Genomic DNA, 21,204 nt, shown 5'->3' with positions numbered 1-21,204 from the left:
TTCTTAGTCTATCATATTCTTTGCTGTTGTAGATAAATTGCTTAGTAAAACTTAGCTTATCAGTAAATCTTTATAGCTAAACTCATTTTACTTATTCTATAAACGAAAAACTTACTCTCATTTAAAATAGATTTCTGAAGCTCGATGAGCCTTTATGAGCCGTGATGGTATACTAGTGTAAACAAATTTTCATTTCATTGTCACACAATCGTAAAATAGTCCCTTTGTTATAGTAGCCTGTTTATGTATCCTTTTCAACCTCACACTAAAAATACATAATAATTAGATTATTAAAATTACAATAATGGGGTTATTCGGTTTGAGTACATTTGTATTCTATTATAATAAAGATATGGTACTATAAAAGATGTCGTCATGTTTATTTTGAACGGAGGGATTATAATGACAAATGAGGTATACGATGTAACCATCATTGGTGCAGGGCCTGTCGGATTATTTACCGCTTTTTACGGCGGAATGCGCCAAGCAACTGTAAAAATCATTGAAAGTTTACCACATACTGGAGGACAGTTAACTGCTCTTTATCCAGAAAAATATATATATGATATTGCTGGCTTCCCCAAAATAAGAGCTCAGGAGCTTATTGATAACTTAGAAGAACAAGCTAACTTATTTCATCCTGAAATTGTATTGGAGCAAGCAATTGAACAAGTGGAAAGACTTGATGATGGGACATTAAAATTAACTTCACATAAAAATGATATTCATTACACAAAGACAATGATTATCACTGCTGGTAATGGTGCATTTCAACCGCGTAAACTTAATATAGATCATTGTGAACAATATGAGGGGATTAACTTACATTATCATGTCAAGGATATGAACCAATATAAAGACCAGCATGTGCTATTACTTGGCGGGGGAGATTCTGCTGTTGACTGGGCGTTAATGCTCGAACCGATCGCTAAGAAAGTCACCCTCGCTCATCGCCGTGAAAAATTTCGCGCCCATGAACATAGTGTTGAAAAATTACACGCTTCTAACGTTGATATTCTGACCCCTTTTGTTCCAAGTAGCATTGTTGCAGACGATCGAATTAACCAAGTTATTTTGGAAGAGGTTAAAGGAGAACGCAAGGTGGAATTAGAAGTGGATGCAGTGTTATGTAATTATGGCTTTATTTCTTCTCTTGGTCCCATTAAAAACTGGGGGCTTGAGATAGAGAAAAATAGTATTGTAGTAAATTCGAAAATGGAGACGAATATCCCTGGCATTTATGCAGCGGGAGATATTTGCACTTACGATGGGAAAGTGAACTTAATTGCCACTGGATTTGGAGAAGGACCAACTGCTATTAATAATGCTAAACACTACATTGATCCTAACGCTAGAATTCAGCCAAAACATTCAACAAGCATGTTTTAATGAGGGTAAAACAAATTCTCCCTAATTAGAGTTAAAAGCTGAAACCTTCTTTCACGGTTTCAGCTTTTATATTAACAATCACCAGGCGTACCAACCTTATCTTTTGTTCTAAATGAAGAACCGCAACCACAAGATACGATAGCATTTGGGTTATCTATACTGAATCCCCCACCCATCATATTCTGTTTAAAATCTATCGTTGTACCTTCTATGATTGGTATATCTTGATTATTAATTACTACGGAAATACCATTTATTTCTTCTGTTGTATCTAACTCATCATTAATATCATATTCAAAACCAAGGGCATAAGATAGACCGCTACAGCCACCGCCTTGCACACCAAAGCGAAGATAGACTCCTTCTGATTCTTCTTTCATCATCTCTACAATTTGCTGTTTAGCATTGTCTGTAATCGTCAATGTCATTGCACAGTTCACTCCTTTTTTCACTATAGGATAGTATAAAATTTTTTGGATTATAGATAAGAAAAACGAAGGCTTTCTAGGCATACTGCGTATTTTCATTATACATCTATATTATTAACCATTCAATATTACTGATCGCTCTGATGGAAAATCCACATTATAATGATGGGAACGCTTCTCCAACAAGTAAGAGGCAGGCTTTAAAGCTATACTTTGGATAAATGTGCCGCTTCATAAAAGCCTGTAGCAATTAACTCTGCGCCTCCTGTCATCCAAACATCACCATCATTATCCCACGTAATATCCAAATCTCCTCCTGGCAAATGCACTTTCACAGATTCATTTCGTTCTAAACGATCATTTAATATCCCTGCCACAACAGCAGCACAAGCCCCTGTGCCACAAGCTTGTGTTATACCAGAGCCCCTTTCCCAGACACTGAAATTTATTTCGTTTGGAGAAAGGATTTCAATAAATTCTACATTGACCCCTTGCGGAAAGCGTGGATCCTTTTCTACTAACGGGCCAAGTTGAGACACTTGCTTCTTAGAGACTTGCTCTACTATAAATACCGCATGTGGGTTCCCCATAGAAAGTGCGGTTAACTCTAACACTTCTCCTTGAATTTCAAACCGCTCCGCAATGACTTTTGTTTTTGGTTCCCCTTGCATCGGAATAAGTTCACGCTTAAGATGTGGCTTCCCCATATTTATCGTAACGTGGTCGACTTTTCCATTTATCACTTGCACTTCAGCTACAACCTTATTTGCTTTCGTTTCAATTTGAAATTGCTTTTCTGCAACTATTCCTTGTTCGTACGCATACTTCGCTGTACATCTCAAACCATTTCCACAGCTTTGTCCTTCAGAACCATCCTTATTAAATATACGCATACCAACATCAGCTACTTCACTTGGATGAATAATAATTAGCCCATCCGAACCAATTCCTGTATGCACATTGGAGATAGTTTTTGCTAATTCTGATAATTTCTCTTCCGCTATAGTATGTTGAAAAAAATCAAGGTATATATAATTATTTCCTAAGCCATGCATTTTAGTAAATGGTATCTGCATCATCTGTCCTCATTTCTTTGCTGGTTGTAAAGGCAATTCATATTGGTCCAACGCTCGGTAAATTGTTTTTAACCTTGGAATTCCTTCAACTACCAATTCATCATTAATAAAAACGACGGGATAAAATAAATCTTTCTCTATAATACGTTCCGCAAATTGTTGATGTTTCTCTACAGGCGGCGGGTTTTTGATATCTACATACTCATATATGATAAACTCTGTATCATATTTACGCCCTAACGCTGCTTGTAGCCATTCATACGTATCTTTCGAGCTGGGAGCACCAACACAACTAGCACAAACCTGCTCTGCTCCGTAAACCGTAATATGGATTTTACTCATCCCTACCCTCCGTTCTATACATTGATATCTTTTATTTTACAAAAAGTCGAATCAAAGTTAAAATAATATTGATTATCGCTTCGTTAAATGTTCATAGATTTTTTACCATAATCGTTTTATAATAAATAGTAAGAAAGGAGAAGATGGATAATGCATGAACAAGTACAGGAAGTATTAAATAAATTACGTCCATTCTTGCTGCGTGATGGTGGCGATGTGGAACTAATTGATGTTGATGAAAATGGCATTGTGCTTCTTCGTCTCATGGGTGCTTGCGGAAATTGCCCTAGCTCAACCATTACTTTAAAAGCAGGAATTGAACGGGCACTTATGGCTGAAGTTCCCGGCGTCACTGAAATCGAACAAGTATTTTAAACACTTCAATAACGTACAAAAAGAAACTTTGGTTTCTTATTTCTTAAATTGTAACAAGTGGCAAAATGCTAATTGTAAACTATTAGAAAAACGCGACTTTCGTCAAAACTTTATGGTCTTATACTATAACGTGCATCGCTTTATACTTTTGTATAGTAAACCTAGCGCTTGGATAAGAAGGTCCAAGCGCTAAGTTTAATGTCCATCGTTTATTACTGAGATACAGGCGTTTTTGGTGCACTCCCACGCAGTACAGCAGCAACATTTTCTAAGCTAAGGTTCCACATGCTTGTTCTCGTTTCCATACTTGCTGAACCGATATGTGGCAATGCAACAACATTTGGTAATTGTAACAGAGGATGATCTTTTGAAATTGGTTCCTCTTTAAAAACGTCTAAGCCAGCCGCTTGAATGTCTCCATTTTGCAGGGCTTGCAATAGTGCTTCTTCATTCACTACTCCCCCTCTAGAAATATTAATAAACAGAGCATCTTTTTTCATTAATTGAAAAGCTTGACTGTCGAACATATTTTCAGTTTCACTTGACAATGGTACAACAGACACAACAAAATCGGCCGTTTTTAATAAATCAGAAAAGCTAGCATATGTGGTCCCTAACTCGCTTTCTGCTACTAAATTTCTAGAACGGTTGTGATACATAATTTTCATTCCAAAACCTTGCGCTCTTCTGGCTAACGCTCTGCCAATTCTCCCCATTCCGACAATACCAATTGTTTTTTGATGTACATCAGCACCAGCTAATAAGTAAGGGGACCATTCTTTCCATTTACCTTGCCTAATATAGTCATTAGCCTCCATTAACCGTCTTGCGGTAGCTAAAAGTAAAGCAAACCCTAAATCGGCAGTTGTCTCCGTTAAAACATCTGGTGTATTGGTCACAACGATGTCTTTTGACTTAGCCGCTTCTAAATCAATGTTATCATACCCTACAGCCAAATTAGCAATAATTTTTAGTTGGTTCGCTTCTTCTAATATAGATTTATCAATAGCATCGCCCACCATACAAATAAGAGCATCAGCTTTCTTTATTTGTTTAGTTAATTCTTCTCTAGGCACGGAAGTTTCTTCTCTTTCCCAATAGTTAAAAGTAAAATCATCCTTATATGGCGCTAACAATGCAGCCGGAATTTTTCTGGTTACGTATACATATGGCTTTTTCACTCTTTCTCCTCCAATACATCTGGAACATCTTCTCTCTAGAACCTCTCGACTAAAAGCTACTGGATATTTGGTGGCATACACCAAATACACCAGTTTCTCTGATGTACCAAGCTATTCCGTAACCCTAACCAAGCCAATAGTATTCTCGGCTAGTAGATAAAATCAAACAATCAATGGGGATAGTTTCATCCCCACCCCTCGTTTTGTGAACACATAGAGGAAGTCTTGCAGTACCTATATACAGGATGCTTTTATCATGAATCTGTCACAACCAGTCTAACATAGGTACCTGTAAAAAATCACAGTCAAGTTCTGCCCACTCAAAAAACCGACTAACATTTGCTTCATACCTATCTTGAAGCTGTACTAAATCTTTTAATTGTTCGTACCCTTTATCCTGAACTGTGGATAAATTTTGCTCTAAACAATCGTATAAATGAATTGGAAACAACAGCCTTGCATACACTAACCTCCAGAAAAAGATGGAAACAGGCCGGTTTTTTTGATAATCTTGCAAAAAGTGGATAACAGCTTCATCTGGATGAGGTTGAAGAAATAGTTGTCGTAAAAACTCAGCAATATCCCGTGCTGGATGGTCATATACTAACTCCATCGGCCACATTAGAGGTTGTTGCAATTGATTTATATACCGACGAAAGGATATCGTGCCTTGATCTGATTCATGATAGCGTAATTCTTGCTCACTTTCACCAATGTACTGAATTGCATTTTCACTAAGGCCAATAAGATATGGGAGGATATCCATAACTAAACGATAATAATTCGTTGCTCCTGCTTGAGCTGCTTTTTCAACATTGCTTTCTATCCAGCTTAATTTATCTATCCATAATTGCTTCCACTGTCCATAACTGGAAATTGCTTGTGGTTCATAATGATATAGGCTACCAATTTGATGAAATTGCGCTAATAGGGAACCGTTAGTAGCTTGGGTTTCAGTTCTTGAAGCAAGCCCTTTAACTACCATATAGCTTACATCTTCGTAAGACGTTAGCCAACCCCCTTGGTGATTAGGGATTGGAATAGCCATATGTGAATAGCCGTTTTCTGCTAAATAGTAAGCAACTACCGCTTGTTCCATATGTATAATTTCATTGTTATCGATAGAAGTGATAAAATATACATATTGACTCGCTTGATAACATTCCTTACCCGCAATCCATCGTTTCGTTTCTGGATGAATTTTATAGTTCTCATAAAGCCAATCACTAACCTGCACATGTATACCTCCTTCACTGGGCTTTCTATAAAGCAATTTGTTCGTTCAGAAAGACACAGTTGATATGATTAATGTGTTATTTTTTCTATAGTAGAACAAAGGCTCGGGGCGCCCTGTTAGCAACGCAGCGACTGGAACGAATCAACGAAAGTTTTAGGAATCATGCTCCTGCAACAGGAGTATGCCGGCGCCCTCCGGCAATTTAGAACGAACCGATGATGACTTATCGTAGGGCGATTTCGCGAAGTCGCCTAGTTGATGGGCGCTGAACCCGGACGGGGCCCATTCGGTTATTTGGTTACGCCATAGCATCAAATTTTATACTTTCTTATCTCTTAAGAAAGGCATATGCTTTTTATAACAGTTTATGATCTAGGTTAGCTAATTTTAACTAAAATTAGAAAGGATGATTTAAAAATGGATGCAAAAACAGATCGAAGTGAGTTAGAAGAGAAAGCCAGACAGTGGTTAACGGAACGAGGCGTATCTTTAGATGACATTGCAGAACTGGTATATTACTTGCAATCTAAATATCACGAGAATTTAACACTTGATGTATGCAGGCATAATGTTGACCGTGTACTTAAAAAACGAGAAGTGCAAAATGCCATTTTAACTGGAATTCAATTAGATGTTCTAGCAGAAAAAAAACAATTGGAGCAGCCTTTACAAAGAACAATTGATACAGATGAAAGTTTATATGGTGTTGACGAAGTAATTGCATTATCTATTGTCAATGTTTATGGTTCCATTGGATTTACTAATTATGGATATATTGACAAACAAAAGCCAGGTATCTTAAAAAAATTAAATGATAAATCTACTAGAGAATGCCATACTTTTTTAGATGATATTGTAGGGGCTATTGCAGCAGCGGCCTCCAGCCGTTTGGCGCATGGAACGGGTGAAGATATACTGCTTGATGATTAAATCATAATCACATTGCAGTAATAAATATAGTAAGCGTAGTATTTTTACCAACGTAAACCAAGATTGATAGGTCTACATGGAAATTAGCGAGCCTCCAAGCTAACAGCGTTTCGAAGGCTCGCCATATTTCTATCTAAAAATAGCTGGAATTTATTAAACGAGCTTTTTCTACGATTATAGCTTTTCCAACCATTCTTTGAGATTGTGTACATAATGAGTAGGTTTAACAGGTAGTTGTTCATACTCTAAAAATGGCGTCACCCCTGTAAAAACCATTAAGGTATCTATACCTGCTTGGATGCCCGCCTGAATGTCTGTTGCATAATTATCTCCAACCATTAATGCCTCATCTGCTTTTAAACCGAGCACGTGCAATGCTTCTTTCATAATAACTGCCTCAGGCTTGCCGATGAACACAGGATCAACACCAGTACAAATAGAAATAACAGCCGTTAAAGACCCATTTCCTGGTAATAAACCACGTTCGTTAGGAATAGCCTTGTCGCCATTTGTCGAAATGAATGTTGCACCGTTACGAACGGCTATGCTAGCTTTAGCCAGCTTTTCGTACGTAATATTACGGTCAATTCCTATAACAACGACGTCGCAATTTTCCGTTTCTGTAATGGTATGCCCTTCTTCCTGTAATGCTTTATGTATCCCTTCTTCACCAATAACGTAACAACGAGATTGTCCGTAATTTTCTGTAATATAAGAAGCAGTGGCTAAACTTGTAGTAACAATTTGCTTAGGTTCTGCTGGAATATCTAACTTTTTAAGTTTCATCGCTACATCTTGCTGTGTTTTGGAAGAATTATTCGTTACAAAAACATAAGGGAGTTGTTTTTCCTGTAATGCTTTTACAAAATCAGACGCAAACGGAATAGCTTCATCTCCTTGATACATTGTTCCGTCTAAATCGATTAAATAGCCTTGATATGCTTTAGTCATGGTAGTTAGTACTCTCCTCATTATTAAATAGACGCTTTCTTTATACTAATGTTTTTACTTTTCCATCGTGCTAATAAACAACACACTAGCTGTTTATTAATTCGTTTATTGTTTTGAAGTATCATTTGAAAACGCGTGAGTAACTTGCTGATGTTCTTCATTAATATATTTGCGAATATATGTTGCAAACTGTTTGTAATCTTTAAGATAGGTTTGCATTACTTGAACCATTTTTTTATGATCCACTTGCGCATAGTCGGAAATCAACATTCTCCTTAGCGTAATTAATTCTTTATATGCACGCTCCTGTTCAGTTGGCAGTACCTTTTCGTCCAATAAAATGTCAATAATATCGTGGTAACTACCTGGATCACGCATAATAAATCCGTCAATCATCATATTTCCTACATCAAGTACAGACTCAATGTAAACATGTACTGCTCGTTCCAAGCTTAACTTTTCTTCTAAAGAGTGTAGACGGTCCATTTCCAATATACCATTTAACTGATCCATATACTGTAAAATCGACTCCAGCTTCTCTCGATCAACAAAATACATTGGTCACCCCTCCATCAAGAATTACAATTTTATCATACCATATTCTGTAGGAATATGAAGTAAAACATGATATAGTTGGGAAAATATTATTTTTAAAATGGGGGGATATGATGGGCAAAAATTATGAAGTAATTAAGGATGAGACAGTAGGAAAAGATGTGCGGTATGTCAGCTTTATGGGGCAGTTACAACGTTATGATTTAGCTATTTTAGATGATCATGAAGACGTAAACAAAAAGCTGATTATAAACATGCGAAAAAACCGATGCTTATCGATTGATAAACAAGATTTGCACAATAAAGGTGTGATCGAACATACATTTAACGAAGCCAACATGGAGGCGGATGAGATTCGCCACTTTTTACAAGATATTCTGTGAAGCAAAAGTATAAATAACTACAATATATTTTTACCTTAAATTGTTAAGCGTAGAAGCTATACACATAGGGTAACACTAATAATAACTTGCGTTTACAATGAAGAAGGTGAAAAAACATGGTTAAGAAAAAAAACTATAGTGACTTTTCAAATGTAAAGCATTCCCATGATCGTTTAATACCCGAAGAATTTCCAGAAGGGGCTTTTGGCTCTCCTATCCATAGCGATACAGCTGTGGAAGGGAAATCAACTTCATGGGAAGAAGGACAGCATAGAGATAGCGCCTTTGTTTATCCAGATCGCAAACAGCATGAAAACGTCCCTAGAAAGGCGCCAGGCTCTCATATTATTCATGATGAAAAAGAGCAGTAGAGAGGCTTTTACTACTGCTCCATTTTTTTTAATACAAAATAAGCGCAACCAAAATTACAATACTCATATAGGTAATCATCCAATGTATCAATTTTAGTATCTACTGGAACTTTCACGTGCCTATTATCATAAAAACCTTTTAGCCGTAATTGATCATATCCCCAATCACCAACAATATAATCATATTTAGCTAAAATATCAGAATACCTCTCCTTTACAACACTTTCCTGAAACCCAGCTTTATGATCTTCAATCAACTCATATGTTTTTCCAAATAGTTCAACCATACTCGATTCCCCTTTAACATCGGTATCTTCTCAGTTTAACACCTTTTACCTAAACGCTCCAGAAAAAAACAGTTATGATTTCCGTTAGAATAAACAAACTAATAATGATCTTTTAAAAGAATGGAGGGTAAACAATGAAAAGGATAATTCCCATTGGTCTATCCGTTCTCTTTTTAGCCACTGGCTGTATGGATAATGATACTGCTACAAATGAAAGAGAACGTATACAAAACCAACTTGACCCAAATAAAGAAGCTCCTGCGGATAATGATTCAAATAACAGACTGGGCTATGTTCGTTATTCAAAAGAACAAATTGATAATGATAAAGAAAAGCAGCACTCCATGCGTATAGACCGTACAAAGATGGCTGATATGATTACTCGTAGTATGTTAAGATCAGATGCTTTTAAAGAAGCTGCTACGTTAGTAACAGATGAAGAAGTACTCATTGCCTATGAAAAGGCAGATGATTTCGATAAAGAAAAAGCATCTCAAATGGCAGAGAAAACTGCTGCTTCCATCTTGCCAAGATACTTTAATATCTATTCTACTGATAACACGAACTTAATTAATGACATTCAAAGTTTGCATAATTCAACGACTACTGAAGACGACTACGACAACACCATTAATAACATCATTAAAGAAATGAAAAATTCAAAATAAACTTTTGTAGAATGAGGCAAACGTCCAACCGTTTGTCCTTATTTTACACTATAGAAAGCCACATCATTGCTTGCTAGACGATGGCTAGCCTTTAAATAACCATCCATCAAACTTTCTCCGCTAAAACGCTTGGAAGGATAAAAATATTCTTTCAGCTAATTTTGTATATAAAAGAGGATTGTAGGAAAAGTTAAAGCCAATAACAAGTTTAAAATGCAAAAAGATAAGTGTTGAAACACTACTACAATCCATAAATTTTTATACTTCCTATCGTGGATCAAAAGGGTGAAAAAATTGTCTATCAACCGTATTGTTATAACGTTTTTATTATGTACACTTTCCATTATACTTATGCCTACACTTACAAAAGCAGATAGTAATTCTATTTATAAAAAAAGAATGGCATTATTTAAAAAAACAGAAGCAGTAACACAAATTCCATGGTATTATTTTGCTGCCATTGATAACTATGAACGAAACGCAAAAAAAGATGCTGATGATGAACAAGCAGTTTCTATTGAATTTCCTACAGAAGCTTGGTTTGGCCTTGGTAATGCAGCAATGATTAATGATGAACGACTCATACATTTTTTTAATGGTTATGGAAAAGATGGCAACGGCGATCAAATAGCTGACCCAACCAATCCTGAAGATGTTCTTTATACAATGGGAAACTATATTTTGCAGTACGGACAAACAAAAGATGATATTAAGATTGCTCTTTGGAATTACTATAACCGAGATTTAACTGTCCAAACCATTATGAATACAGCTAAAGTCTTTAAAAGATTTCAAGACATTCAGTTAATTGAACGAGATTTTCCCGTGTCTACATCTTATAATTATAGCTATCGCAGTACATGGGGAGATAAAAGAGGCTTTGGTGGCTTAAGAATTCATGAAGGAACAGATATTTTTGCCGATTATGGTACTCCTGTGAAGTCAACCACTTATGGAGTCGTTGAAATGATGGGGTGGAACTTATACGGTGGTTGGCGCATTGGAATAAGAGATATATATAATATTTACCATTATTATGCTCACATGAGTGGTTATGAAGATGACATTAAAGTAGGGAAAGTTGTGAAGCCAGGTGATGTGCTTGGAGGAGTCGGTTCCACTGGTTATGGGCCACCTGGAACTTCAGGAAAATTCCCACCGCATTTACACTATGGTATGTATAAAGATAATGGGTATAGTGAATGGTCTTTTGATCCATATCCGTACTTAAAAAAATGGGAACGCATGACAAAATAAAAAGATAAATGATATACGTTTAAAATGCCAGCAATACAAAGCTACATCGCTTTGTATTGCTGGCATTTTCCATATAACGTCTGTTTTTTATATTTACATGATTTAATCTTCTCGAATAGAGGGTTTGATAAGGCCCTTGTTTCAAAACAAGTTTTTATTAATTGCAAACTCTTATTTTATCCGCTTTTATTTTTGTTTTGATTTTCTTACAGCATAAGTAATACTTGCTGCAAGCCCTCCCCAAATAATTACCATTCCTAAGATCATGACAAAGATAGCACTAGTACTCATATCATTTAGCCTCCCTTTGATCCGAATAACCTTTAGCCTCTTTTGAACGCCATTTTGTAGCAGCCATAAAGACACCTATAATTAGTGCAACGGCAGCAACCGACCAACCTCCAAATAAAATAAATGTATCAGAATAACCCTCATAATTACCTGTTTGTGTATCAAATAACTTCAATATATTTAACCGTAATAGATCGAACATCATATATCCTAATACAATTGGTGTAATAACATTTAAACTAACTGGGAACCACCAACCTAACTTAATATCAGATAATTCATCGGCATGGTTTTTCAAATTTTTCACCTGGCGAAGTATCCAAGCAATTAATACAACTTCTACTAAACCAAGCATTGCTACACCGAATTGATTAATAAAATAGTCTGCCGTATCAAGGAAAAACAAGCCACCTTGTGTTGCATAAACTAGTGAAATAAAAGCAGCTATTCCCCCTCCAAACAGGACTGCTTTTCCACGGGATATATTAAACTTATCAGATATGCCAGCAATGTATGTTTCCGAAATGGACATTAACGATGTTAACCCAGCTAATACCAAAGATGCAAAAAACAAGAAACCGAACAACCCATTTAAGCCTGGGAACTCATTAATAATGGCTGGAAAAACAACAAACGCAAGACCGACACCACTAGAAACAACTTCATCTACAGCTACCCCCGATTGACTTGCCATAAATCCAAGTACCGAAAAGACGCCTATTCCTGCAAGTAATTCAAAACTAGAGTTTCCAAACCCAGTAATAAATGCATTGTTTGTTATATCTGATTTGTTAGGCAAATAACTTGAGTACGTAATCATAATTGCAAATGCGATTGATAAACTAAAGAATATTTGCCCGTAGGCAGCGACCCATACTTCACCTGAAAAAATACTAGTAAAATCTGGTTCGAAAAAGGCTTGCAAACCTTGGAGTGCTCCATCCAATGTCACCGCGCGAATAACAATAATTAAAAATATAATAGCTAATGTTGGAATAAAAATCCGATTCGCAATTTCAATTCCTTTTTTCACACCGCGGAACAAGATAAATAAAACAACAATCCAGACTAAAATTAATGGAATAAATACCCCTGGAACTAAATTCCCCATTTGACCCGGATCAACCGTTTTTAAATAATCATTAAATAAAAACCCTTCTGTATCCGTCCCCCAGGACAAATTGATAGAAAAATAGGCATATGATATTGCCCAGGCAATAATAACAGAATAATAAGTAGAAATTACAAACGCCACCAACACTGCCCACCAGCCAATAAATTCGGTTTTCTTATTCATTTTCCGAAACGTTAATGGAGCAGAACCGCGGTATTTATGCCCCATCGTAAATTCCATGATTAAGATAGGGATACCAGCAGTTAATAATGCAAATAAATATGGAATAAAGAAGGCTCCTCCACCATTGCCATAAGCTTCAGCAGGAAAACGCCAAATGTTTCCTAATCCCACAGCTGATCCAATTGCCGCCATAATAAACCCTGCTCTTGTTCCCCACTGCGAACGTGTTTCCATATCTTTTCTCCCTCCTTTCTTCTGTCTAAAAAATTAGAAAGAAGAAATCTTTTAAAAGTTTAGTTTTTTCAGATATTTATGTTTGTATTATAACGGCACTTCATGCATATGTCAAAAAATATTTATGATCATTATATGGAGTACTTAAGAGATACACTAAAAATAACCAGTCGATATGTTGAGAAATAATACTAACCATAAATCTTTAAACTTTTATGCTTTCCTATAATGCAAAAAACCTCCTTCGGCTTTATACTAAGAAGCTTTTGATTTCTTAGCAGCAAAACCTTAGAGGCTTTTCACTTTCATACACTTATTGTATGGTTTTTGTTTTTCTCACAAAATGAATAATGGTAGCAAAGGCAATAATAATGGATAGTGTCACTACTAGTGGCAGTAACACTTGATTTGTAAGTCCGACTAAAATGTAACCAATAGATGCAGCTAAAGCAGAAATGAAAGCGTAGGGAAGTTGTGTCATCACATGGTCAATATGATTCGCTCCTGCTCCCGTAGCTGACAGAATAGTTGTATCCGATATCGGTGTACAATGATCTCCAAAGACAGCACCAGCTAATACCGCGGCCATAGATGGTAATAGCATTTCCATATTTGTAATACTTGTTACTTCCGCAGCAATCGGTAACATGATTCCAAACGTTCCCCAAGATGTTCCTGTTGCAAGTGCCATAAAACCAGCAATTATGAAAAACAAAAATGGTAATAAAGCAGGGTTTATCGAGGCATCATTTACGATACCAGCTAAATATTCACCCGTTTCCAAAACACCAATAATAGATCCAATCATCCAAGCCAAGAGTAGGATATAAATTGCCGGCATCATTGTTTTGGCACCTTCTAAAACAATCTTTAAGCTTGAATTTCTCGGTTTTTGCTGGCTAAGATGAAACAAAAAGGATGTTAATACTGCGATTACGCCACCAGTAAACAAGGATAAGTTTACGTTAGTGTTTGCAAATATAGTCAGTAAATTAATGTTATCTTCTGTAGCCATTGCACCAGTAATAATCATGGAAGACACTGTTGCTATAATAAGTACACCGATAGGTAATAAAAGATGATAAATTCTCCCATTTTGATGTGCTGTAAACGTGTCACTTAAATCTCCCGGTACATTATCCTGTTTCGGATCAATTAATTCACCTGTTTCCATTGCACGTTTTTCATGTTTTCGCATTGGCCCAATATCTACTTTTAAATAAGCAACTAAAAAAACCGCTAAAACTGCTGCGATTGCATATAAATTATAGGGAATCATTTTAACAAAAGCTTCCAAAGGCTCCAATGATGTAATTCCATTGGCAGCAAATAAACCACCCATAATTCCAATGATATATGCTCCCCAGCTAGAAATAGGAGATATGACTGTGACAGGCGCAGATGTCGAGTCAATAATATAGGCCAATTTAGCTCGAGAAACTTTATGTCGATCTGTAAGCGGGCGGGCAATTTGACCAACGGCCAAACTGTTAAAATAATCATCTATAAATATAATTAACCCTAAGAATGCACTCATTCCCTGAGCTCCAGAGCGAGTTTTTACTTTTTTTATCATCCAATCACCAAAGGCTTTGCTTCCTCCAGACGCTTGTAAAAAAGCAGTCATCATGCCTAATAATATTAAAAATGATAGCAATAGGATATTCCCAGTATTTAACCCTCCATCAGAGACAAATATGGTATAAAACTGTGTCCAAATCTCGTGGAATGAATCTAAAACAGAAAAATTATGGATAAGTAGAGCGCCTACTACAATTCCAGTTCCTAAAGATAATAAAACATTTCTCGTCAAGAGAACTAGTACCAGCATCAAGACTGCTGGAATAAGCGAAAAAATTGTTCCTTCCATTTCGGTTACCTCCATAAAAATTGGTTGCAATCGAGCAAGGAAACATACTGTTCAAGGAGAGAGGGGATAAGTGAATTGAAGTTTTTAAGTTAAAACATAGAAAAAGACAATGATAGAAAATAACCTACCATTGTCTTTACAATATACGTTATCCTCCATTTCGATCAGTAGTTCTCCATGCATGTTGCTTACTGCATGACAGTATACCTCTTATTCAAAAGCATACCAGCAATACGAAGTGCGACCCTTACATACTGCTTCGGCAATATATCCTTTCATCTATCTTCATTGTTATCATCCTCCAATAGACTACTCTTATACACTGCACCTCTACCTCACCGATCTGATAAGGTTTCATATTCTATTTATGAAAGTAATTATAACATTTTAATTGTCTCGATTCAAGTCATCTTTGGGAACGGAAATGTTAGGTGCGTTTTCACCATCACCTCCGTAAAATTGTGGAACATCGCCCATAATTACGCGAGAATCTACATATACCTTCGTACGAATTTCTGCTGACTCCGTACTAAACGGTACAACAATTTGTGCATTTACTGTCACTGGTATATATATTTCTATTAATGCAGCATTGATCCCAAAGTCTTTCATAATATATTCCACATCTGATTGAATACTACCAACAATTTCAAAATGAACCGGTATTTTAGGCCCTAGATTTGCTAAGATCGTGCTACCAGTAGCTTGACCTATTGGAATCTCAACAACTGTAGGGTCTTTATCAGCTAACTCATTTGCTGTATCTCCATAATCTTGTGGAGGCATGTCAGGATCTTCAGTATCCAATGTTTGCCCTTTATTCATACCGTACAAAAAGTATTCTGCTCGTTTGGTAGCCGCTCGAAGTGCACGATTTACAGCAGCAGATTTCCATCCGACAATAGAGACATCGTTTTCTGAATTAACTTCCATTAAATCATCAAAGCTAATATTTTCCGTCGACTTCACTGCTTCATTGATCGTCCTCGTAGCAAATTCTCTCGTTTTTTGATTTGCAATCTCCATCAGAGGAGGAGTTATCCCCTTATCAACAATTAAAATACTAAGGGAGGTCAAAATAACAAAAGCAATTGTCGTCAACAATAATATTATTTTCAAAGGGGAGTCTGTTCGTAATTTCCTTCTTGGTCGCTTTTTCATCAAAAAACCTCCTCAAAGCAAGTCTATGTATGCTGAAGGAGGTTTAGAATGAATAATTCTATCATTCCATGTTTCATATAAAGTATATCTTGCATTCGAGAGCGTTTCTTTTCTTCCCCACGAATTATTAAAGAAGGAATAAAACTTAAATAGTGTTACCTCCTACTATACAGGCTTTCTTCAAGCAGGAGCTTCCCAGACTGGTGGAATGCTAAAAACATCACCCATACATACGTCTTAAAGTTTGCGCCAATATATCCCGCAGAAATGCTGGCAAATAGTATTTTTTCATTTTCGAACGTGCAATTTCCGGTATTAACCTTCCAAACGTAAACGTATCAGCGGTAGCCAATGTATACATTTGATTCGGCTGTAATGGAACGTCCCTTGTTTGACATACTTGTTTAACAAATACAGCTCCATCCTTTAATTTTTCTAATTGTGGTGTTAAACCTGAAAAAGCCATTCTTCCTATCATTTTCCCGCGAAAACCAAACCCTTTTAACTGAAATTCCATAAATTCTTCTGTTAAAGAAGAACGGATAGCTTCTACTATTTCACTTCCAGTTAATTCAACGACACATGTATTTATCGGATGTGGACAAATACGGTGAATGTCGCCGTATGTGACAACTCCTTTAGGCAAGCTTTCTAGTAATACACCCGCATTCAGCATAGCAAAATCAGCATTTGTCTGCTCTTTTAGCGCTGCTGTTAAAGCTTGTAAAATTGGAGTTACTTTGCGCCAATTCACTTCTAAACAGCTGGATAATTGAACAACTGGTTCCGCCAATCTATTTTTTGCTTGCTCTTCATACGCTACTAGCAACTCTTCTGTATCTAGGTCTTTTGGCAAATGGCTAATATTTGTCGTGTGTGCCTGTTTGTTTTTTAATTTACCTTGCTTATGATCCCATGTTAAAATTACTTCTCCAACATAATAACAATTTTTTCCTGCAGCAGTAAGAAGGCTATTATTCACACGTTCACCATTTTTCAACAAATGATGCGTATGCCCACCTATAATTACATCAATATTTGGAAACCGACGTGCTATTTCACAATCCTCACTATATCCTAAGTGAGATAAAACGATAATGATGTCCGCTTCACGGTTCACAGTATCTAATAAGTGCTCCAACTGTTCTAAAGGCGGGGAAACATGCCACCCCAACAACTCATAATACGCATTAAAAGGGGCAGTAAGTCCTAACACAGCAATTTTGACTCCTTGTTTTGAAGTTACTATTGTATAAGACTGTAGCCAGCTTGGTGATTTTCCAATCGTATCATGCAAATTACCACAAACCACTGTGAATTTCGCCTCATCATATAATGCATGGAGCTCATCATGAGAAATAGTAATCCCCTCATTGTTACCAAGTGTAACGATATCGTAACCAGCTTCATTTAATAAAGCAGTATTTGCTTGCCCCTTAAATGCTTCTGCTATTGGATGTACTCTGTCCATATGATCACCAATATCTACCGTCCAGCACGATTCCCCTGTAACTTCACAACGCCGTTTCGACTGCTTTAAAAAATACGATACTTGGGACCAATGATCAAACTTACTATGTAAATCGTTCGTATAATAAAAATAGATTTGTTCTTCCATTTTACAAATACTCCTTATGACAGCCCTTGAAAAATCATTCGAATTCCAATTATAATTAATAAAATGCGCAAAATCCATTCAAGCGCTTTTCCAGTCAAGCGTTGATTGATCATGGCTCCTAATTTTCCACCAATCCATGCTCCTGGAATGAAGAATAGCGCATATTGCCATTCCAAATGACCAAGCGTAATATGTGTGCTAGCTCCAATTAGACTAATAAATAAAATCATAAACATAGATGTCGCCGTAGCTACATGCGCAGGTATACCAAATAAAAGAATCATAGCGGGAACCATGATTGATCCACCACCAATACCAAACAAGCCGGAAAGAATCCCTACAACTAGCGACAACACAAACGCTATCCAAGCCGAAAAATGATAATAATACGTTTTACCGTCTATATAAAAGCTCCGTAAACCTTTATTTTGGGGTTCAACTTGCGAGGTTATCTTTCGTTTCATAAAAAATAACATGGACACTGCGATCATAACGATTCCAAAGTAAAATAAAAACGACTCTGTATCCATAAACTTGTTGAGCCAAGAGCCAAAAACACTTCCAGGAATACTCCCTGAAATAAGCCACAAGCCTGCTTTATAATCAATTCGTTTTGTTTTTACATAAGCAATTGTTGAAGATAATGCTGTGAATACCATTGCTACAAGCGAGATTCCAACTACAGCTTGAGGCGTTGCCCACGCGAATGCATCTACAAATTGATGTAACCCCAGTAAGCTTGGAATAAGAATAAGTCCTCCACCTAATCCCATCAAAGCACCAACCAGCGCTGTTATTATCCCTATTGCTAAACAAAGAATGAATACCATTTTTGATCCCTTCTTCTACATATCGCCATTTTCTTCTGACGATAGCCAGTGTAAAAAGCTTTTCCTTTCTCTATCCTAGCACTGATTTTTAGAAAGAGAAACTTTCATCTTGTATAATTAGCTCGGGTATGCCCTTCTTATAATGGGAGTACAGCCTATAATAGCCTATCTTGCATAAATATAAACGCATTTAAAAGAGCTGTAATTATACTTTGGGATAAAGTAAATACAGCTCTCATGCATTATTTAGCAGGAATAACATTCTCAATATCAGCCCAATTAAATGTGCCTTCACGAATTTTTTCTCTACGTTCTTTATTTATGACATCAGAAGGTCTTCCTCCATTTGGCCAATCTGAGTCATGTCCTTTCCACTCTGGTCGCTCTTTTGATAACAGAAAAGCTGCAATATCCGCTGCTTCTTGATCTGTTAACGTGTCGTCTTTATTTGGAGGCATATTATTTTTTAAATACCCAGACATTTTACTCAGTCTACTCATACCCGCTCCATCATTAAATGAATTATCTCCCCACAAGGCTGGTCCAGTTGTTGCTCCGGTTCCAGAACCATCAGTGGCATGACAACTCAAACAATTTTTTTGCTCGTATAATTCTTCTCCCCTGGTTACATTAGGCTCAGGAATTTCCTCCATCGTATTTTGCATCCGCCACGGGATTTCTTCACCCGTTTCAACCCCTTCTGAAATATACGTTAAGTAAGCTGTAAGCGCACGCATTTCTTCACTATCATAATCCATTTTCTGCCCATTCATACTTCTTATCATACATCCATTAATTCTGTCTTCAATTGTAAACGCTACGCCTTCTCTTGGTCTATACTGCGGAAATTGTGTCGTCACACCTACCATACTAGAGGAAGGAGCTACCCCACCATCCGCGTGACAGCTTGCACAGGATAATTCATTCCCTACTCTTTCCGATAATACAGTGTTCGTCTCGTTAAATATTTTTTCGCCTTTTTGAATGTAAGAAGTCATCGGATCATCCGCATCTAACTCCTCCATAGAAGGGGGATTATACGCTAACTCTCCCTCTTGTTCTCCTGTTTTCTCATTGTTTTCTGCCTCGCTATTACTACACGCTGTAAATAAAATTAAAAACATTCCAAGTGACATGAACAACAGCCATTTTATTCTACTTCTCATCATTATGTATCCCCCCTGTTCATCTAGTCACTTTAAGCGTAACATATATGCAGGATACATAATGCTATTTAAGAAAACGTTTTCACAAAGTTAACATTTCCCTTATTTTGTGAGCAAAAATATTGACATTGCAAATGTAAAAAGCAAGGGATTATTCCCTTGCTCCACCATTTACTCTATTTTACAATAAGTACTTTACACGCTGCATGTTGAACAATTTGACTACTGACACTTCCTAACAGAAGTCGACCTACTCCACCCAGTCCTCTACTACCTAAAATAATCAATTCTATATTATTTTCTTTTGCATACTCTACAATTTGAGAGCTTGGATTACGAAAAGAATAATCTAACAACACTTCCGATTTACAATGAATGCCTTCTTCTTCAAATTCTTCTCGTATCCTTTCCATTGATGGACGAATTTCTTCTGCCATATCACCCATAAAACTGCGAGCAAGTGCCGCATTAGCTGTTGGCCCAGCGTGAGTAATGACAGTTACTGCATGCACTGTTGCATCATCAACAAGCTTAGCCTGCTTTTTTGCTTCCTCTACTGCTTTTCTACTTAATTCTGAACCGTCATAAGCTACTAGAATATTTGCACTCATACTATGCTACTCCCCCTTAGCTAACATTTTCTACCTAGTTTCATCATAACATATATAATGGTTATCTTTAACAAAATCATTGCCGAAACCTATAAGTATCCAAAAGTAAACACTAAATATAATGTCCATTAAGTCATTGTAAATAGTACGTTGACTTACAGAAAAGTGTTGCGTAAGTGCATGGACCGTAAAAAAATGATCATTTTCAATAAAAAATAAAACAATATCTCGCGCGCGATTATTCATCTATCTTCACCTCATTTATATTATACAAAGTCCCTAGTTTAGCTACCAAGACCAAATCATTGCAGTTTAAATTGCAATCTTTGGTTTAGCAATTGCAATTTAAACTGCAATTGATTGCGAAAGACTTGGCAATAAGCCAAGTCTTTCGCAATCGAGCACCCATAAACATCTATGTGCCATTTTTAATGCTTTTTTAAACAATCTAAATGGCCCAAAATCGCCATTAGCTGTGCTATCTTTTAGAAATACTTGGCTTGTCGCCAAGTATTATGGAGAAAGACTTTGTTTTCCTTATCCTATAAACCCCAAAATTTTATACTCCCTCTATATATCCTATAGTACAAGTATTAGGTAAAATATTCTATTCGAAAATAGTAGAACACTAATATTAACCATGTTAATATTTGCTATTAAGTCTATTACTATCCCCTCTTTCGGAAATTTTTTCAT

At 36.5% G+C, this 21,204-nt stretch carries 25 protein-coding genes and 1 riboswitch; of the genes, 7 read left to right on the top strand and 18 right to left on the bottom strand.

The genetic code is table 11. The features are described from left to right. The first annotated feature begins 402 nt into the window (after positions 1-402). Complete coding sequence (locus BUB45_RS14250) at positions 403-1,389, top strand: NAD(P)/FAD-dependent oxidoreductase (protein WP_073010984.1); 987 nt, start codon at positions 403-405, stop codon at positions 1,387-1,389. 71 nt (positions 1,390-1,460) lie between these two features. Here BUB45_RS14250 and BUB45_RS14245 read toward each other — a convergent pair whose 3' ends face one another. The 3 genes from BUB45_RS14245 to BUB45_RS14235 form a co-directional block, all read right to left on the bottom strand. After that, on the bottom strand, positions 1,461-1,817 hold the full coding sequence (locus BUB45_RS14245) for a HesB/IscA family protein (RefSeq protein WP_073010981.1): 357 nt from the start codon (positions 1,815-1,817) through the stop codon (positions 1,461-1,463). Positions 1,818-2,023: 206 nt separating this feature from the next. Beyond that, entirely contained in the window at positions 2,024-2,896 is an 873-nt protein-coding gene (gene dapF, locus BUB45_RS14240) for a diaminopimelate epimerase (RefSeq protein ID WP_073010978.1), read from the bottom strand. 6 nt (positions 2,897-2,902) lie between these two features. Next, complete coding sequence (locus tag BUB45_RS14235; RefSeq protein WP_073010975.1) at positions 2,903-3,235, bottom strand: YuzD family protein; 333 nt, start codon at positions 3,233-3,235, stop codon at positions 2,903-2,905. A gap of 150 nt (positions 3,236-3,385) precedes the next feature. Between BUB45_RS14235 and BUB45_RS14230 the strand changes: the two genes are divergently transcribed. Then, positions 3,386-3,610, top strand: coding sequence for a NifU family protein (locus tag BUB45_RS14230; protein ID WP_073010972.1), 225 nt, complete (start codon positions 3,386-3,388; stop codon positions 3,608-3,610). Positions 3,611-3,822: 212 nt separating this feature from the next. On the opposite strand, the gene BUB45_RS14225 is transcribed toward BUB45_RS14230, so the two are convergent. After that, positions 3,823-4,791 (bottom strand): 2-hydroxyacid dehydrogenase, encoded by a 969-nt coding sequence (locus tag BUB45_RS14225; RefSeq protein ID WP_073010969.1) that lies wholly within the window; start codon positions 4,789-4,791, stop codon positions 3,823-3,825. 265 nt (positions 4,792-5,056) lie between these two features. Continuing rightward, positions 5,057-6,028, bottom strand: coding sequence for a protein kinase family protein (locus BUB45_RS14220; protein ID WP_073010966.1), 972 nt, complete (start codon positions 6,026-6,028; stop codon positions 5,057-5,059). Positions 6,029-6,445: 417 nt separating this feature from the next. Here BUB45_RS14220 and BUB45_RS14215 point away from each other — a divergent pair, with 417 nt between their 5' ends. Next, positions 6,446-6,958: a phosphatidylglycerophosphatase A family protein gene (locus tag BUB45_RS14215; protein ID WP_073010963.1), complete on the top strand. Its 513-nt coding sequence runs from the start codon at positions 6,446-6,448 to the stop codon at positions 6,956-6,958. Positions 6,959-7,132: 174 nt separating this feature from the next. Here the strand turns inward: BUB45_RS14215 and BUB45_RS14210 are convergent, their stop codons facing one another. Continuing rightward, entirely contained in the window at positions 7,133-7,909 is a 777-nt protein-coding gene (locus BUB45_RS14210; protein ID WP_073010960.1) for a TIGR01457 family HAD-type hydrolase, read from the bottom strand. Between the two features lie 105 nt (positions 7,910-8,014). Continuing rightward, positions 8,015-8,467 (bottom strand): DUF86 domain-containing protein, encoded by a 453-nt coding sequence (locus BUB45_RS14205; RefSeq protein WP_073010958.1) that lies wholly within the window; start codon positions 8,465-8,467, stop codon positions 8,015-8,017. 110 nt (positions 8,468-8,577) lie between these two features. Between BUB45_RS14205 and BUB45_RS14200 the strand changes: the two genes are divergently transcribed. Together BUB45_RS14200 and BUB45_RS14195 are read left to right on the top strand one after the other, a co-directional pair. Continuing rightward, positions 8,578-8,847 carry an SAV0927 family protein gene (locus BUB45_RS14200; protein ID WP_073010955.1) on the top strand — a complete coding sequence of 90 codons (270 nt, stop codon included), beginning with the start codon at positions 8,578-8,580 and terminating at the stop codon, positions 8,845-8,847. Between the two features lie 116 nt (positions 8,848-8,963). Beyond that, on the top strand, positions 8,964-9,218 hold the full coding sequence (locus tag BUB45_RS14195; RefSeq protein ID WP_073010952.1) for a hypothetical protein: 255 nt from the start codon (positions 8,964-8,966) through the stop codon (positions 9,216-9,218). Between the two features lie 11 nt (positions 9,219-9,229). Here BUB45_RS14195 and BUB45_RS14190 read toward each other — a convergent pair whose 3' ends face one another. Further along, on the bottom strand, positions 9,230-9,505 hold the full coding sequence (locus BUB45_RS14190) for a YutD family protein (RefSeq protein ID WP_073010949.1): 276 nt from the start codon (positions 9,503-9,505) through the stop codon (positions 9,230-9,232). 134 nt (positions 9,506-9,639) lie between these two features. On the opposite strand from BUB45_RS14190, the gene BUB45_RS14185 reads away from it, so the two are divergent. Together BUB45_RS14185 and BUB45_RS14180 are read left to right on the top strand one after the other, a co-directional pair. After that, positions 9,640-10,173, top strand: coding sequence for a YhcN/YlaJ family sporulation lipoprotein (locus BUB45_RS14185; protein ID WP_073010946.1), 534 nt, complete (start codon positions 9,640-9,642; stop codon positions 10,171-10,173). 351 nt (positions 10,174-10,524) lie between these two features. Beyond that, a complete protein-coding gene (locus BUB45_RS14180; protein ID WP_073011092.1) occupies positions 10,525-11,430 on the top strand; it encodes a M23 family metallopeptidase in 906 nt (301 codons plus the stop codon). Positions 11,431-11,616: 186 nt separating this feature from the next. Here the strand turns inward: BUB45_RS14180 and BUB45_RS14175 are convergent, their stop codons facing one another. From BUB45_RS14175 to BUB45_RS20225, 10 genes are all read right to left on the bottom strand, one after another. Next, positions 11,617-11,721, bottom strand: a complete 105-nt coding sequence (locus BUB45_RS14175) for a methionine/alanine import family NSS transporter small subunit (protein ID WP_073010943.1) — start codon at positions 11,719-11,721, stop codon at positions 11,617-11,619. A gap of 1 nt (position 11,722) precedes the next feature. Continuing rightward, complete coding sequence (locus tag BUB45_RS14170; protein ID WP_073010940.1) at positions 11,723-13,252, bottom strand: sodium-dependent transporter; 1,530 nt, start codon at positions 13,250-13,252, stop codon at positions 11,723-11,725. A 313-nt stretch (positions 13,253-13,565) separates the two neighbouring features. Continuing rightward, positions 13,566-15,122: a Na+/H+ antiporter NhaC family protein gene (locus BUB45_RS14165; RefSeq protein WP_073010938.1), complete on the bottom strand. Its 1,557-nt coding sequence runs from the start codon at positions 15,120-15,122 to the stop codon at positions 13,566-13,568. A 160-nt stretch (positions 15,123-15,282) separates the two neighbouring features. Further along, positions 15,283-15,463, bottom strand: a riboswitch (Lysine riboswitch). 46 nt (positions 15,464-15,509) lie between these two features. Further along, positions 15,510-16,283, bottom strand: a complete 774-nt coding sequence (gene yunB, locus BUB45_RS14160; protein ID WP_073010935.1) for a sporulation protein YunB — start codon at positions 16,281-16,283, stop codon at positions 15,510-15,512. A 220-nt stretch (positions 16,284-16,503) separates the two neighbouring features. Then, the gene (locus tag BUB45_RS14155; RefSeq protein WP_073010932.1) at positions 16,504-17,901 is read right to left on the bottom strand and encodes a bifunctional metallophosphatase/5'-nucleotidase; all 1,398 of its coding nucleotides are present in this window, start codon (positions 17,899-17,901) and stop codon (positions 16,504-16,506) included. Positions 17,902-17,915: 14 nt separating this feature from the next. Further along, positions 17,916-18,731, bottom strand: a complete 816-nt coding sequence (locus BUB45_RS14150) for a sulfite exporter TauE/SafE family protein (protein ID WP_073010929.1) — start codon at positions 18,729-18,731, stop codon at positions 17,916-17,918. A gap of 242 nt (positions 18,732-18,973) precedes the next feature. Further along, positions 18,974-19,900 (bottom strand): c-type cytochrome, encoded by a 927-nt coding sequence (locus BUB45_RS14145; protein WP_073010925.1) that lies wholly within the window; start codon positions 19,898-19,900, stop codon positions 18,974-18,976. A 173-nt stretch (positions 19,901-20,073) separates the two neighbouring features. Further along, positions 20,074-20,508: a universal stress protein gene (locus BUB45_RS14140; protein WP_073010920.1), complete on the bottom strand. Its 435-nt coding sequence runs from the start codon at positions 20,506-20,508 to the stop codon at positions 20,074-20,076. A 30-nt stretch (positions 20,509-20,538) separates the two neighbouring features. Continuing rightward, positions 20,539-20,754, bottom strand: a complete 216-nt coding sequence (locus BUB45_RS14135) for an HTH domain-containing protein (RefSeq protein WP_073010917.1) — start codon at positions 20,752-20,754, stop codon at positions 20,539-20,541. 99 nt (positions 20,755-20,853) lie between these two features. Then, entirely contained in the window at positions 20,854-21,018 is a 165-nt protein-coding gene (locus BUB45_RS20225) for a hypothetical protein (protein ID WP_212590778.1), read from the bottom strand. Positions 21,019-21,204 lie beyond the last annotated feature (186 nt).

It is taken from the genome of Virgibacillus chiguensis (genome assembly GCF_900129865.1).
Taxonomy (GTDB): Bacteria; Bacillota; Bacilli; order Bacillales; family Amphibacillaceae; genus Virgibacillus; species Virgibacillus chiguensis.
The sequence above is the reverse complement of the archived record's forward strand: the minus strand, read 5'-3'. Positions and strand labels throughout refer to the sequence as shown.